Origin of the sequence: Nocardioides sp. NPDC127514 (genome assembly GCF_040302125.1) — a bacterium.
GTDB lineage: Bacteria > Actinomycetota > Actinomycetes > Propionibacteriales > Nocardioidaceae > Nocardioides.
The window spans coordinates 212,260-225,460 of the sequence record NZ_JBEORF010000001.1; the positions used below are offsets into that span (position 1 = coordinate 212,260).

The window sequence follows — 13,201 nt, forward strand, 5'->3', positions numbered from 1 at the left end:
CCGAGGCGAATCCAGCCAGGCAGGAATCCGCCAAGTCGGCCCGTACTCACCCAAGATCTCGCCGAGTCGGCTCGTCATGACGAGCCGACTCGGCCTGGTTTCGCGTCAGGATGCGCCGACTCGGCGGGATCGGGGTCAGTCGGGATCGGGGCGGATCCAGCCCTTGGCGAGGCCCGCGCGGACGATGGCGTCCGTGGCTTCGCCGAGAGTCGTGCTCGCCGCGACGACGCCGGCCTCACGGGCCCGGACACGGGACTCGGTGGCACCGGGCATGCTCCAGGTGCCGCCGCGGTTGAGCCAGTTGAGGAGCATCGGCTCGAGGCGGTCCATGGCCTTGCAGAAGCGCGCCTCGGGGGTCTGAGCGGCCTCGAACTCGTCCCACAGGGCACGAATCTCACCAGCCTGGTCCGGCGGCAGCATCGTGAAGAGCCGCTCGGCGGCAGCGATCTCGCGCTCGACCTGGTCGACGACCGCAGCGGCGTCGAAGACAGGGCTGTCGCCGGCGTAGATCTCGACCATGTCGTGGATGATCACGAGCTTGATCGCGTGCCCGACGTCGATCGGCTCGTCGGCGTACTCGGCGAGCAGCAGCACCATCAGCGCCAGGTGCCAGGAGTGCTCGGCGTCGTTCTCACGCCGGTCGGCCGCGGCCAGCGGCGAGGCGCGCAGGATCGTCTTGAGCTTGTCGGCCTCCGCGATGAACTCCAGCTGAGCCCGCAGCCGGCCGCCGATCTCGTCCGGGAGCGGGTTCAGGTCGATGATCAGGTCGTCGGTCGAGTCATCCATGCGTCGACCTTCGCATGCTGCGTACGTCTGGAGAAACTCACTTCTCGTCGAGAATCGCCCGCGGCACGACCACCCAGGTCGGACCCGACTTGAAGGCGATCGCGTGCTTCGTTGTGGCGACCAGCTTGAGCTTGGACCGGTGGATCGACGTACGGCCCCAGGGACCGTGGACGACCAGGCTCTCCCCCATATGACCACGGATGGTCGACCCGACCGGATAGCTGCCGATCGTCGGAGCAACCACTGCGAGAACGACAGCACCCAAGCCAAGCATCAGCACGCCCACCATCCACATGGTCGGCCAGGGGTCGGAACCAGCCATCGCGAGAAGGGCCATGAGCACCATGACCGTGCCCAGGAACCAGCCCGTCACGCGGAACTGCCGTGCTGCCGCCAAGCCAAGCGCTATCTGCAGCTGCCGGTCGACTACCACGGAGCGCTCACCGGGCACGTCCTCGCGAACGACCGGCTCGGAGTCACCTTCCCCGACCCCCAGAGCCAGGCGCGCTCTCGCCTGCTCACCCAGCACCTGCCCAGCGACCAAGAGGTTCTGCTTCGGCGTCCGCGTCCTTAGATGCGTCGCGACCGGTCCGACGTTCACAGCGGTGATGCGACCCCAGTTGATCTCCATACCGACCCCGGGGCCTTCGAGCCGGTACGCGGTGACATCTGCCCAGGAGCGAAAGGTCTCTCCAAGGGGATAGATCCTCCGCACCCGCCACACCGAGAAGGCGGCGAACACGGCCAGATCCACGAGCAGGAAGACGATCACCACGGCCGGATAGACGTCAAGAACCGCCACCGCACCGATGACGACTCCCACAGCCCCGCACAGCACCAACAAGATCGAGGGCTGCCGCCACCACCACAACCAGTACGCGCGGAGGAACCTGCGCCGCTCCTCGGAGGTCACCGTCCAGGTGGCATCCGGGACGTCGATCGTGTCAGTCATGACGGCGCATCATGCCGCAACGCCGCACGGGTCGACAGGCGAGGGGTCAGCGAACGGGGAGGGCGGGTACGGCGCGCTTGGAACGGCTCACGTAGGCCGATCCCTCCGGGCCGACGACGACGTAGGAGTCGCCCAGCCGGGAGTTGTACTCCAGGTGGGCGCGACCCCAGAACATCCCGATCCGGATGCCGCCGTACATCCCCGGGGCGGTGAACCAGGCCTCGTCGGGGCCGCCCTCCTCGGAGATGAGCCGTACGTCGAACGTACGCAGCTGGTTCTCGCCGCGGAACTCGGCGGTCAGCTCCGCGAGCGTCGTGTTCACGTGGAGGTTGACGTTCTCGAGGTTGTCGCCGAGCGGGGTGCCGGGACGGAAGTAGGGGTCGAGCATGTCGAGCAGGTGGTCGTGACCGCGTCGCTGGGCGAGCTGGTAGGGCGTCTCGCCATGGGCAGTGGGGAGCGAACGAACCCCACCCAGCGAGAGCAGCTCCTGGACGGTCTCCCGCGGGGCACCGAGGTAGGCGGCGTGGTGGAGCGGCGTGAACATCGACTCACCGCCGATCTTCCAGGTGTTGACGCCGACGGTGTAGTCGTTGCGCACCTGCGAGAGCGCGCGACGCCAGTCGCCCTGTGCGGCCGCGTCGGTGAGTGAGTCCCTGGCCTTGACCGCTGCGGGCCCGTAGGCCTCGCGAGGCATCAAGATGCCGTCCCATGGCAACGTCGTGGTCATAGTTGAACTTTCGCAGAGATCAAGCGGTTGCGTGATGAAGTGCGACGATTCCACCCGAGAGGTTCGTCCAGGTCGGAGCCTGCCAACCCGCTGCGGAGAGCATGGCGGCGAGGCCTGCCTGGTCGGGCCATGCACGGATGGACTCGGCGAGGTAGACGTAGGCGTCCGGGGAGGACGATACCGCCCGAGCGACCGGCGGCAAGGCCTTCATCAGGTATTCCACGTAGACGGTCCGGAAGGGCTTCCAGGTCGGGTGCGAGAACTCGCAGACCACGATCCGACCGCCGGGGCGGGTCACCCGGCGCAGCTCACGCAGGCCCGCCGCCGGGTCGACGATGTTGCGCAGGCCGAACGAGATCGTCACCGCGTCGAAGGTCGAGTCGCGGTAGGGCAGCTTGGTGCCGTCGCCGGCCGTGAACGGCAGGTGGGGCTTGGCCTTCTTGCCGACCTGGAGCATCCCGATGGAGAAGTCGGTCGGGACCACCTCGGCACCCGCATCCAGAAACGGCTGGGACGAGGTGCCGGTGCCGGCGGCGAGATCGAGCACGAGCTCGCCCGGCTTCGGGTCGACGGCCTTGATGACCTCGCGTCGCCAGCGTCGGTCCTGGCCGAGGGAGAGCACGTCGTTGGTCACGTCGTAGCGCTTGGCCACGGCGTCGAACATCCGACGTACCTCGCCGGGCTGCTTGTCCAGATCTGCTCGGGTCACGGGCTGATTCTGTCTCGGTCTGCGTCCGGGACCGAACTCAGGCGAGCTTCTCGAAGATCTCGTCGGCGTACTTCGCCGCGTCCTTCTTCGAGGCAGCGGTCGCCTGGACGGTCAGGTCGTTGGACGCGTGCGAGCACGTCGCCTGGGTCTGACCGGTCTGCTGGTCGGCGCTGGAGTAGCAGACGTTGTCGCCCACCTTGGAGACCTCGCCACCGCCGTAGTAGGCGCTGCCGTCACCGGCGAAGGCGCGGATCATCACGGACTTCTTCATGTCCTTGGTGATGTAGGTGCGCGAAGCCATCGAGAACCCGAGGGCGTCGGACACGTTGCGGTCCTCCGTCTTCGAGCTGGCGGCGTTCTGCTTGATGAACAGGTCCAGCTGCTCCTCGGACGCGCCCTGCTTCTTGATCACGTCGAGGTCGTAGGAGGACTTCTGGTCCGCCGGCTTGTAGCCGCCCGACAGCGTCTCCGGAAGCGTGATCTTCACGCCCGAGTGGGATTCGGAGTCGCCAACCCACCGTGGCAGGCCAACGCCCAGCACGACGAAGAGGGCCAAGGCGATGATGCCGAGGGTGATGCCGTTCTCTGCGATGAACGACTGCTCTTTGTTGGTACTCACGCCAGCGCACGCTACAACCCACATGGTCATATATGGCAACCCGGGGCGGATGCCATACATCACTTCGACTCGTCCTCGCCGACACCACGCCGATACCCTGGGCGTGTGAACGAGTCTGAGCAGCCGTCCCTGGTAGCCACCACCGTGGCACTCGATGCCGGGTCGGAGACGCTCGACGACCTGCTCGCGCTGCTGCCCGCCCGCCGGCGCGTTCTGTCCTGGGTCCGCCACGGCGAGGGCCTGGTCGGCTGGGGCACCGCCGCCGAGATCCGTACGTCCGGACCGGAGCGGTTCGCGCACGCGACCAAGTGGTTCGAGGAGCTGGCGGCGGTCTCCACGGTCTCCGACCCCGTCCGCGAGCCCGGCACCGGCCTGGTCGGCTTCGGCTCCTTCGCCTTCTCGGACCTGCCGGGATTCTCCGTCCTCAAGGTGCCCGCGGTCATCGTGGGCAAGCGCGGCGACACGGCCTGGGTGACCACCGTCGGCCCGGCCGCCACACCACCCCCCGACCTGATTCCGATGCCGGAGCCGGAGGCGCCGCGCGACGTCGTCTTCGCCGATGCGTACGTCGATGGCGAGCACTGGATGCGGATCGTCGCCGACGCCGTCGCCCGGCTCCAGGACGGGGACCTCGACAAGGTCGTCCTGGCCCGCGATCTGCTGGCCGCGGCCAGCGCCCCGATCGACATCCGCGCCGTGCTGCGGCGGTTGGCCGCTGCGTACCCGACCTGCTGGACGTTCCACGTCGACGATCTCTTCGGCGCGACCCCCGAGCTGCTCGTACGCCGCGAGCGCGGCCTGGTCACCTCCCGTGTGCTCGCCGGCACGATCTGGCCCACCGGCGAGGAGAACCTCGACCACGCCCTCGCCGCGTCGCTCGCCGAGTCCTCGAAGAACCTCGAGGAGCACGAGTACGCCGCCAGGTCGGTCGCCGACGCGCTGGAGCCGCACTGCTCCTCGATGAACGTGCCCGACGCGCCCTTCGTGCTCAAGCTCCCCAACGTGATGCACCTGGCCACCGACATCACCGGCGTGGCCAGCGACGGGGTCAGCTCGCTCGATCTGGCCGCCGCACTGCACCCCTCGGCCGCCGTCGGTGGCACCCCGCGCGAGGACGCCGTCGCGCTCATCGCCGAGATCGAGTCGATGGAGCGCGCCCGCTACGCCGGTCCGGTCGGCTGGATGGACGCCACCGGCGACGGCGAGTGGGGCATCGCGCTGCGTACGGCCGAGATGATCGACGACCGCACCGCCCGCCTCTTCGCCGGCTGCGGCATCGTGGCGAGCTCCGACCCGGAGACCGAGCTGGCCGAGACCCAGGCCAAGTTCGTCCCGATTCGAGACGCGCTGTCTTAACCTCCGTGCATGGAGAACTCGGACGGCCTCATCCGCACAGCCCTGCGTGAAGGAGAGGAGACCGCCGACCGGCTGGCACGTACGCAGCTGCTCACGATCCCGTTCCTGATCGTCGCGATGATCTCGGTGCCGGCCTTCCGGATCGTCCACGACGACGGCGAGGAAGGCGACAGCTACGGCTTCTGGTCGGCGATCGCCTGGCTGGGCGACCGCCCCGACGACGCCCCGGGCGCGTACAAGCTGCTGATCGTCGCTGCGGTGCTGACGATCCTCTTCGCCGTGGCGGCCGCGGCGATGGGCCTCTACCTCGCCTACTCCCGGAGCAACCGTCCTGGGATCGAGACGGGGATCGTGATCGTGGCGGGGGCGCTGCCGAGCGCCATCGCGATGATCGGCGTCGTGGCCCTGCCGGACGGCTCCGCGGTGCGGATGGGCTGGGGCGTACTCCTTCCGGTCTTTCTCGGCCTGTGGCTGGCCAACATGGTCCGCTCCGACGTCTAACCCGGCCGCGATAGATTCGGCGGCATGAGGATCACGAAGTTCGGCCATGCCTGTGTCCGGATCGAGCACGACGGGGCGGTGGTCGTCGTCGACCCCGGTGTGTTCACCCAGCCCGAGGCGCTGGATGGCGCGACGGCGGTGCTGATCACCCACGAGCACCCCGACCACTACAACCCGGCCCTCCTGGAGGGCAGCGACGCCCCGATCTACACGATCGGCGCGGTCGCGGCGCAGATCCAGAAGGGTGCCCCCGCGGTCCACGAGCGGACCACGGTGGTGAAGCCGGGCGAGTCGTTCGACGCCGGGCTCCCGGTCACCGCGATCAACGAGAAGCACGCGGTCATCCACGCCGACCTGCCCCACTTCGACAACTCGGGCTACCTGATCCAGGCCGGGGACACCAAGATCTTCCACCCGGGCGACGCGCTCGACGGTCCCGGCCAGGCCGTGGACGTACTCTTCCTGCCGGTCTCCGCTCCGTGGGCGCGCTCGGGCGAGCTGATCGACTTCGCCCGCTCCGTCGGTGCCTCGAAGACCGTCGCGATCCACGACCGGGTCTACTCCGAGGCGGGCTCAGGCATCTTCGACACCCAGGCGGCAGCGCTGATCCCGGCCGAGCACGGCTACGTACGTCTCGCGGACGGGGCCGACCTCTGATGGCCCTCGTCGCAGTCCTGTACGCCTACAACGACCTCCCTGACGTACGCGCCGAGCATCTCGACGCACATCGTGGGTTCCTGGCGAGCCAGGACAACCTGGTCCTCTCCGGCCCCACCTCCGACGGCGGCGGCCTGCTCGTCTTCGAGGGCGACACCGCCACGGTCGAGGCAGCCGTGGACGAGGACCCGTTCGTCGCGGTCGGGCTGATCAAGGAGCGTCGCGTCTTCGAGTGGACCCCGGTCCTCGGTTCCTGGAAGACCCAGCTGGGCCTGTGAGGACCGGGGGTCCGCCCCCGACGAGGACTCACCCCAGGGCGAGCGCCTGCAGGCGCTCGTACGCGCCGTTGAAGGTGTTCTGGTCCAGCGGTGACGAGGTGTACTGCCAGAACGTGTAGTAGCCCCAGCCTGCGGGCAGGGTGCCCGGCGTGCTGGCGTAGCGCGCGATCCAGAGCGGGTGGGCGCTGGCGAACTGCGAGGTGTTGCCGGTGCAGGTCGTCCACCAGTCGGTGGTCGTGTAGATGACCGCGTCACGCCCGGTGCGGGCGCGGTAGCGGTCCAGGAACGCCGCGATCCACGAGCGCATCGACGCCTGGGAGAGGCCGTAGCAGGTGCCGCCGCTGTAGGGGTTGTACTCGATGTCGAGCACCCCGGGAAGGGTCTTCCCGTCGGCCGACCAGCCGCCGCCGTTGTTGACGAAGTAGTCGGCCTGCGCCGCGCCGCCCGAGTCGGACGGGTTGGCGAAGTGGTAGGCGCCGCGGATGAAGCCCTGGTTGTAGGAGCCGTTGTACTGCTGCGGGAAGTAGGTGCTGTTCCGGTAGTAGGTGCCCTCGGTTGCCTTGATGTAGGCGAACCGCTTCCCCTGACCCCACCAGTAGGCCCAGTCGACGTTGCCCTGGTGGCCGGAGACGTCGATGCCGCTCACGGTCGCCTGCGCGGTGATCGGGGCGTCGTTGGCGGTGCCGCCCGTGGCGTTCGAGCCGGGCGTCGACCAGCCGACGTACGCGCCGTGCTCCATCGTGACACCGTGCGACCGCGCCTTCTGGGTGAGATGGCGGTCGTCCTTCTCGGCGGCGCCGGCGGACTGGGTCGGAGAGAGGGAGAGGGCGAGGAGGAGACCGGCGGCAATCGCGGTCACTCTCATGGATCTGCGGCGCGAAGGACTCATGGGCTGGGCCTTTCCCGAGGAGGAGACATGCACTGAGAAGCGTCGTGACTGGGAAACATGGTGCCGCAACCGATGTCCCCCGGGGAATGTTTTCCGGTAAGCAAGTTACTCAACCAAACGGTTGACAATCGTCGAGCGGGGAGTCTAGCCTCGTTATCAACCAAATGGTTGAGGAGTACGAGATGAGCGAGGACAGACTCTCCCGAGTCTTTGCGGCCCTGGCGGACCCGACCCGGCGCGACCTGGTCGCCCGGCTCTCGTCCGCCGACGCGACGGTCGGCGAACTGGCGGCGCCCTATGACGTCAGCCTCCAGGCGGTCTCCAAGCACCTCAAGGTGCTCGAGGACGCCGGCCTGGTGAGCCGAGAGTCGCGCCGCGCCCCCGTACGTCTCGAAGCGGAGGTGTTCGACCTCATGACCAAGTGGATCGAGAGATATCAGCAGCAGGCCGAGGAGCGCTACCAGCGCTTGGACGCACTGCTGGCCGAGATGCAGGAAAGCACGCCATCACGAGAATCAACACGAGCAGAGGACGCATCATGACCACCACGAAGCACGAGACCACGATCGAGGCCTCCAAGGAGACCCCGACGATCACCATCGTCCGCGAGTTCGACGCTCCCCCGGAGCTCGTCTTCCGCGCCCACGCCGAGAAGGAGCTGTACGCCAAGTGGCTCGGCCCGCGCGACGTCGGCATGCACATCACCACCTGGGACTTCCGCACCGGCGGCTCCTGGGCCTACTCCGCCGAGCGCGACGGCGACGAGTTCACCCAGTTCTTCGGGAGCTTCCACGAGGTGCGCGAGAACGAGCGCATCGTCCAGACCTTCACCTGGCGCGGCGCCCCCGAAGGAGCCTCGCTGGAGTACCTCACCCTCGAGCCGCTCCCCGGCGGCCGCACCCGACTGACCGGCCTCAGCGTCGTGGAGTCCTTCGAGACCCAGGCCGCGATCATGGCCAGCGGCATGGAGAAGGGCGTCCTCCAGGGCTACGAGCAGCTCGACGAGCTCCTCGCGGAGCTCTCGTGAGCTCCCCCGATCTGAGCAGGCGCGAGCAGCACGCGTACGACGCTGCCCGGTTCGCCGAGATCGTCGGCTCCGCCGCCCCCGAGGACTGGGCCCGCCCCAGCCCGGTGGCGGCGTGGACCGCGCTCGATGTCGTCACTCACCTGGTCGAGTGGCCACGCGACTTCCTCCGCGGGTCGGCCGGGGTGGATCTTGCGCCGCTCGACATCGCTGCGGACCCGGTCGCCGCCTGGAAGACCCACACTGCCGACGTCCAAGGGCTCTTCGACGACCCCGCCGGCCGGATGGTCTCCAACCCGCACATGGGCGACAAGCCGCTCGACGTCGCACTCTCGGAGATCTACACCCCCGACATCTGGATGCACTCCTGGGACATGTCCCGCGCCCTCGGGCGCGACTTCGACCTCGGTACCGAGCGTGCCGCGGCGATGCTGGCCGCCGCTGCGACCATGGAGGACGCCATGCGTGCCTCGGGCCAGTTCGGCCCTCGCGTCGACGTCCCGGCTGATGCGACTCCGCAGGAGCAGCTCCTCGGCTTCATCGGCCGAGACCCGTACTGGCGGGCCTGAGTCAGGACAGCGTCAGCGAGCCGACGCCGGAGGTGTAGTGGGTCGCGTACGTCAGCTGGACCGGCTCCGCGCCGGGTGAGAGCAAGATCGTGGCGGCCTGCTGGATGTAGTCGCCCTCGACGTGGACGCTGACGTGGCAGGCCCGCTCGGCGGGGATCTCGAAGGACACGGTGCCCCAGTAGACGACGTACTGCCGGCCGTCGATGCTCGCGATCGGCGGCAGCTTGCCGGGGTTGTTCGCCAGCATCTTGTTTCCGCTGGTCAGGTGGAGCACCAGGATGCGCTTCGCGCCGGTGTAGTACTCGACGTAGGGCACCACGCCCGGCCACTGTGGCTGTTCGGTCACGGGCACACTGTGCCATGGCCGATCGGGTCAGCGGCTCAGGAACGGGCGAGCGCGCGGATCGCCAGGTCGAGCTCTCGACGGCCGTCCCGCGAGACCACTGCCTCGACGACCTCGATGCCGCCGTTCGGGGAGGCCAGGGCGGCTTCGAGCTCGGGCACGGAGGTGACCGCGAGGTGCGGGATGCGGTGGGCGGCGCAGAGCGCTTCGAGGGAGGTGCCGTGCGGGGTGCCGAAGAGGCGCTCGAAGCTGTCGGCGTAGTCGTCGGCACCCTGCTCGAGAGAGGCGAAGATCGAGCCGCCGTCGTCGTTGGCGACGACGATGGTGAGGTCCGGGCGGACCTCTTCGGGACCGAGCAGGAGACCGCCGGCGTCGTGCAGGAAGGTGACGTCGCCCATGAGCGCGAGCGCGCGCGTCGAGGACTCGCGGCCGACCGCGGCGCCGATCGCCGTCGACACGATGCCGTCGATGCCGGCCAGGCCACGGTTGGCCAGCACCTTCCGGCGCCCGCCGACGCGGTTGGGCCGCATCATCAGGTCCAGGTCGCGTACGGGATTCGAGGGGCCGAGCATCAGCAGCCCACCGTCGGGCAGGGCGCGGGCGACACAGCCGGCGACGTCGTACGCCGTCATCTCCTGCTGCTCGTGGAGCAGCCGGTCCACCTGACGACCGAGGTCACGGTCGGCCTCGCGCCACTCCTCCAGCCACGCCGGGTCGGGCTCGCCCTCGACGTGGAGCCGGGTGCGGATCGCGCGGTCGACCCGGAACGGGCGCGCGGGCCAGACCCCCTCGACCGGGGCCGCGATGACCTCGATGTCGGCGCGGGCGAGCAGGTTGGTGACCGGCCGGGAGAGGGTCGGGTGGCCGTAGACGACGACCCGCTCGATCCGCTCGGCGAGCGGTGACTCGAGCAGCAGCCGGTAGGAGCGCAGCGCGTTGTCGCCGGTGCGCGCACCCGAGGAGGGCTCGGCGAGCAGCGGCCAGCCGCCGTCCTGGGCGAGGATCCGCGACGGCGGGCCGGCGTCGTCACCGGCGACGACGACCGTGCGCGGCGTCCCGGGGCCGGTCGGGATCGACTCGTGGATCATCAGCTCGGGGCGCGGCGGGGCCGGGCGGGCCTCGATGGTCCCCGGCTGCCAGCGGTCGGGCGGGGTCAGCGGGTCGTCGAGCTGGATGTTCCAGTGGACGGGGCCGCGTGCGGAGTCGAGCGCCGCGATGTCGTTCTCGTCGGGTGCGTCGGCCAGGTCGCGGGTCGCAACCAGCAGACCGAAGATGCCGACCTGGTCGGTGACCTGGTTGGCGCCCGTCTCCCGGAGCCGCGCCGGCCGGTCGGCCGTGACGACGGCCAGGGGCACCCCGGCGTGAGCGGCCTCGAGCACCGACGGATGCAGGTTGGCGACCGCGGTGCCGGAGGTGCACATCACCGCCGCGCGCGAGCCGACCTTGGTCAGGCCGAGCGCGAAGAAGCCGGCCGAGCGCTCATCGATCCGGGTGTGCAGACGTACCAGCCCCGCTCGCGAAGCGTCGAGAACGGCGAACGACAGCGGCGCGTTGCGCGATCCGGGCGCGATGACGATGTCGGTGACCCGCGCCTCGAGGAGCGCGGTGACGACCGCCCGGGCGAGCTCAGTAGCTGTTGGCATTCATCCTCCTCGGGGCATTTTCCCGCCATGGCGGGGAAATGCGGCAACCAGGGCGACGGGCACCGCGCAGAATCCCGCCATGGCGGGAAAGTGGTCGACTCACCGAAGCGTTCCCCGGTAGGCACGCACGTCGGCCAGACGCTTGCGCCAGAACTCCGCGCGCTCCGGGGTCGCCTGCAGCGCCCGATCGGCGAGCAGGCGCTCGGGTGCGGGCGAGGCAGTCAGTACGGGCAGGACGCCGCCGGACGGGAGGAGCGGCGACGCGGCGATGTCCTCGGTGAACATCGAGACCGTGCCGAGCCCACAGGCGTAGGGCAGCTCAGGCAGCGCCGCGGCGAGCGCGATCCCGGCGGCCATCCCGACCGAGGTCTCCAGCGCCGACGAGACCACGCATGGCAGCCCGATGTCCTCGGCGATCCGCAGACAGGCGCGTACGCCGCCGAGCGGCTGCACCTTCAGCACCGCCACGTCGGCGGCCTCGAGGTCGCGTACGCGATAGGGGTCCGCGGCCCGCCGGATCGACTCGTCCGCGGCGATCGGGACATCGACCTTGCGGCGTACGTCAGCGAGCTCCTCGACCGTGGCGCAGGGCTGCTCGACGTACTCGAGCCCGCCCGCGGCCCTGTCGAGCACGCCGATCGCGGCGAGCGCCTGGTCGACCGTCCAGAGACCGTTGACATCGATGCGCACGTTGCCGGCGGGGCCGAGGGCGTCCCGGACCGCCTCGACGCGGGCGATGTCGTCGGCCAGGCTCTGGCCCGGGTCGGCGACCTTGACCTTGGCGGTCGCGCACCTGGAGCGGGTCACGATCTCGTGGGCGCGCTCGGGGCCGACCGCCGGAACGGTGGCGTTGACGGGCACGGTCTCACGTACGGGCGTCGGCCAGTCCCCCGCGGCCGCCTCCTCGGCGCAGCGCAGCCAAGGCTCGATCTCGGGGGTGTCGTAGTCGAGGAACGGCGACCACTCGCCCCATCCCCCGGCGCCCTCGAAGACGAGGCCCTCGCGCTCGGTGATCCCCCGGAAGCGAGTCGTCATCGGAAGGGCGAAGACATGGCCTTGGTCGGTCATCGTGCCTCCGCGTCGTCGGTCGTCGCCAGTGCGAGCAGAGCCTGCCGGTCGGGCTTGCCGTTGCCGAGGAGCGGGATCGCGTCGAGCGCGACGACCTGTCGCGGCGCCCAGGAGCGGGGATGCTCAGCGGCGACCCACTCGCGGACGGTGCCGGCGTCGATGTCGCCGACGACGAAGGCGACCAGGCGCTGGCCCCACTCGTCGTCGGGAGTGCCGAGGGCCTCCGCGGCCTCGACGTCCGGGTGTTCGCGGAGCCGCCTGGCGACGAGCGCCGCCGGGACCTTCACGCCGCCGGAGATCACCATGTCGTCGAGACGGCCGAGGATCCGGAGCCGGCCGTCCTCGTCCAGGGTGCCGGCGTCGGAGGTGAGGAACCAGCCGTCCACCAGGGAGTTCGCGGTCTGCTCGGGATCGCCCTGATAGCCGTCGAAGAGCATCGGTCCGCTGATCCGGACCCGGCCGTCGGTGCCGATCGCGATCCCCACCCCGTCCAGCGGCATCGCGTCGTAGACACACCCGCCACAGGTCTCGGCCGAGCCATAGGTGGCGACGACGTCGACCCCAGCGTTCTCGGCACGGGCCCGCAGCGACGGGTCGATCGGACCACCGCCGAGCAGCAGCGTGTGGAAGCCGGCCAGCGCGGCCAGGTCGTCACCGCCCGACTCGATGATCCGGTGCAGCTGGGTCGGCACCATCGACACGAACCGAGGCCCGTCCGCCATCGCCGCCGCGGCCTCGGCGAAGGACTCGTGGGCGGCGGCGATCACCGGCTCGAACCCCGCAAGCAGCGAGCGGGCGATCACGTTGGCCCCGGCGACGTACGACTCCGGCAGCGTCAGCAGCCACTGCCCGCTCGCCCCGACGCGCCGCGCCGATGCCGCTGCGGACGCCTTCACGGCCGCTCGGGAGAGCATCACCCGCTTGGGCTTGCCCGTCGAGCCCGAGGTCTCCACGACCCAGTGCTCCGGCCCGCCTCCGGCGAGCCACTCGGCCATCGCGGCGACGGTCTTCTCAGCCCGTACCACCACGTCGTCCACACCCCAACGCTATCTCCTGCGGTGCGGGGGTTCGCGGGCGGCC

Annotated in this window: 17 protein-coding genes; 7 read left to right on the forward strand and 10 right to left on the reverse strand. The window is 69.8% G+C overall.

From position 1 onward, the window contains the following. Window positions 1-135 precede the first annotated feature (135 nt). The 5 genes from ABTX24_RS01035 to ABTX24_RS01055 are packed head-to-tail and all read right to left on the reverse strand — an operon-like array spanning window position 136 to window position 3,793. On the reverse strand, window positions 136-786 hold the full coding sequence (locus ABTX24_RS01035; protein WP_350836787.1) for an HD domain-containing protein: 651 nt from the start codon (window positions 784-786) through the stop codon (window positions 136-138). Window positions 787-823: 37 nt separating this feature from the next. Next, on the reverse strand, window positions 824-1,738 hold the full coding sequence (locus tag ABTX24_RS01040) for a hypothetical protein (protein WP_350836789.1): 915 nt from the start codon (window positions 1,736-1,738) through the stop codon (window positions 824-826). A gap of 46 nt (window positions 1,739-1,784) precedes the next feature. Then, on the reverse strand, window positions 1,785-2,465 hold the full coding sequence (locus ABTX24_RS01045) for an ankyrin repeat domain-containing protein (RefSeq protein WP_350836791.1): 681 nt from the start codon (window positions 2,463-2,465) through the stop codon (window positions 1,785-1,787). A gap of 19 nt (window positions 2,466-2,484) precedes the next feature. Beyond that, on the reverse strand, window positions 2,485-3,174 hold the full coding sequence (locus ABTX24_RS01050) for a demethylmenaquinone methyltransferase (RefSeq protein WP_350836793.1): 690 nt from the start codon (window positions 3,172-3,174) through the stop codon (window positions 2,485-2,487). A 37-nt stretch (window positions 3,175-3,211) separates the two neighbouring features. Continuing rightward, on the reverse strand, window positions 3,212-3,793 hold the full coding sequence (locus ABTX24_RS01055) for a hypothetical protein (RefSeq protein ID WP_160025686.1): 582 nt from the start codon (window positions 3,791-3,793) through the stop codon (window positions 3,212-3,214). A gap of 105 nt (window positions 3,794-3,898) precedes the next feature. Between ABTX24_RS01055 and ABTX24_RS01060 the strand changes: the two genes are divergently transcribed. The 4 genes from ABTX24_RS01060 to ABTX24_RS01075 are packed head-to-tail and all read left to right on the forward strand — an operon-like array spanning window position 3,899 to window position 6,585. Then, window positions 3,899-5,149, forward strand: a complete 1,251-nt coding sequence (locus tag ABTX24_RS01060; protein WP_350836795.1) for an isochorismate synthase — start codon at window positions 3,899-3,901, stop codon at window positions 5,147-5,149. 9 nt (window positions 5,150-5,158) lie between these two features. Then, window positions 5,159-5,650, forward strand: a complete 492-nt coding sequence (locus tag ABTX24_RS01065; RefSeq protein WP_350836797.1) for a hypothetical protein — start codon at window positions 5,159-5,161, stop codon at window positions 5,648-5,650. Between the two features lie 24 nt (window positions 5,651-5,674). Next, a complete protein-coding gene (locus tag ABTX24_RS01070) occupies window positions 5,675-6,307 on the forward strand; it encodes an MBL fold metallo-hydrolase (protein ID WP_350836798.1) in 633 nt (210 codons plus the stop codon). Further along, window positions 6,307-6,585: a YciI family protein gene (locus ABTX24_RS01075; RefSeq protein ID WP_350836800.1), complete on the forward strand. Its 279-nt coding sequence runs from the start codon at window positions 6,307-6,309 to the stop codon at window positions 6,583-6,585. The genes ABTX24_RS01070 and ABTX24_RS01075 overlap by 1 nt, the downstream gene beginning before the upstream one ends. Before the next feature lie 28 nt (window positions 6,586-6,613). Here the strand turns inward: ABTX24_RS01075 and ABTX24_RS01080 are convergent, their stop codons facing one another. Then, complete coding sequence (locus ABTX24_RS01080) at window positions 6,614-7,444, reverse strand: GH25 family lysozyme (protein ID WP_160025691.1); 831 nt, start codon at window positions 7,442-7,444, stop codon at window positions 6,614-6,616. A gap of 212 nt (window positions 7,445-7,656) precedes the next feature. Here ABTX24_RS01080 and ABTX24_RS01085 point away from each other — a divergent pair, with 212 nt between their 5' ends. Genes ABTX24_RS01085 through ABTX24_RS01095 form a run of 3 tightly spaced genes read left to right on the forward strand, consistent with a single transcriptional unit; the run spans window position 7,657 to window position 9,067 of the window. Then, entirely contained in the window at window positions 7,657-8,016 is a 360-nt protein-coding gene (locus tag ABTX24_RS01085) for an ArsR/SmtB family transcription factor (protein ID WP_350836802.1), read from the forward strand. Further along, window positions 8,013-8,501 (forward strand): SRPBCC family protein, encoded by a 489-nt coding sequence (locus ABTX24_RS01090; protein WP_350836804.1) that lies wholly within the window; start codon window positions 8,013-8,015, stop codon window positions 8,499-8,501. Before ABTX24_RS01085 ends, ABTX24_RS01090 begins: the two co-directional genes overlap by 4 nt. Next, window positions 8,498-9,067 carry a TIGR03086 family metal-binding protein gene (locus tag ABTX24_RS01095; RefSeq protein ID WP_350836806.1) on the forward strand — a complete coding sequence of 190 codons (570 nt, stop codon included), beginning with the start codon at window positions 8,498-8,500 and terminating at the stop codon, window positions 9,065-9,067. The genes ABTX24_RS01090 and ABTX24_RS01095 overlap by 4 nt, the downstream gene beginning before the upstream one ends. Before the next feature lies 1 nt (window position 9,068). On the opposite strand, the gene ABTX24_RS01100 is transcribed toward ABTX24_RS01095, so the two are convergent. From ABTX24_RS01100 to ABTX24_RS01115, 4 genes are all read right to left on the reverse strand, one after another. Continuing rightward, window positions 9,069-9,413, reverse strand: coding sequence for a hypothetical protein (locus ABTX24_RS01100; protein WP_350836808.1), 345 nt, complete (start codon window positions 9,411-9,413; stop codon window positions 9,069-9,071). A 35-nt stretch (window positions 9,414-9,448) separates the two neighbouring features. Next, entirely contained in the window at window positions 9,449-11,053 is a 1,605-nt protein-coding gene (gene menD / locus ABTX24_RS01105; protein ID WP_350836810.1) for a 2-succinyl-5-enolpyruvyl-6-hydroxy-3-cyclohexene-1-carboxylic-acid synthase, read from the reverse strand. Between the two features lie 99 nt (window positions 11,054-11,152). Continuing rightward, window positions 11,153-12,121 carry an o-succinylbenzoate synthase gene (locus tag ABTX24_RS01110; RefSeq protein ID WP_350836812.1) on the reverse strand — a complete coding sequence of 323 codons (969 nt, stop codon included), beginning with the start codon at window positions 12,119-12,121 and terminating at the stop codon, window positions 11,153-11,155. Then, window positions 12,118-13,158: an AMP-binding protein gene (locus ABTX24_RS01115; protein ID WP_350836814.1), complete on the reverse strand. Its 1,041-nt coding sequence runs from the start codon at window positions 13,156-13,158 to the stop codon at window positions 12,118-12,120. Before ABTX24_RS01115 ends, ABTX24_RS01110 begins: the two co-directional genes overlap by 4 nt. Window positions 13,159-13,201 lie beyond the last annotated feature (43 nt).

Coding starts and splice junctions, on each gene's coding strand:
- ABTX24_RS01035 (WP_350836787.1), bottom strand. CDS start 786: ATGGATGACTCGACCGACGACCTGATCATCGACCTGAACCCGCTCCCG.
- ABTX24_RS01065 (WP_350836797.1), top strand. CDS start 5,159: ATGGAGAACTCGGACGGCCTCATCCGCACAGCCCTGCGTGAAGGAGAG.
- menD (WP_350836810.1), bottom strand. CDS start 11,053: ATGCCAACAGCTACTGAGCTCGCCCGGGCGGTCGTCACCGCGCTCCTC.
- ABTX24_RS01110 (WP_350836812.1), bottom strand. CDS start 12,121: ATGACCGACCAAGGCCATGTCTTCGCCCTTCCGATGACGACTCGCTTC.
- ABTX24_RS01090 (WP_350836804.1), top strand. CDS start 8,013: ATGACCACCACGAAGCACGAGACCACGATCGAGGCCTCCAAGGAGACC.
- ABTX24_RS01040 (WP_350836789.1), bottom strand. CDS start 1,738: ATGACTGACACGATCGACGTCCCGGATGCCACCTGGACGGTGACCTCC.
- ABTX24_RS01075 (WP_350836800.1), top strand. CDS start 6,307: ATGGCCCTCGTCGCAGTCCTGTACGCCTACAACGACCTCCCTGACGTA.
- ABTX24_RS01045 (WP_350836791.1), bottom strand. CDS start 2,465: ATGACCACGACGTTGCCATGGGACGGCATCTTGATGCCTCGCGAGGCC.
- ABTX24_RS01070 (WP_350836798.1), top strand. CDS start 5,675: ATGAGGATCACGAAGTTCGGCCATGCCTGTGTCCGGATCGAGCACGAC.
- ABTX24_RS01085 (WP_350836802.1), top strand. CDS start 7,657: ATGAGCGAGGACAGACTCTCCCGAGTCTTTGCGGCCCTGGCGGACCCG.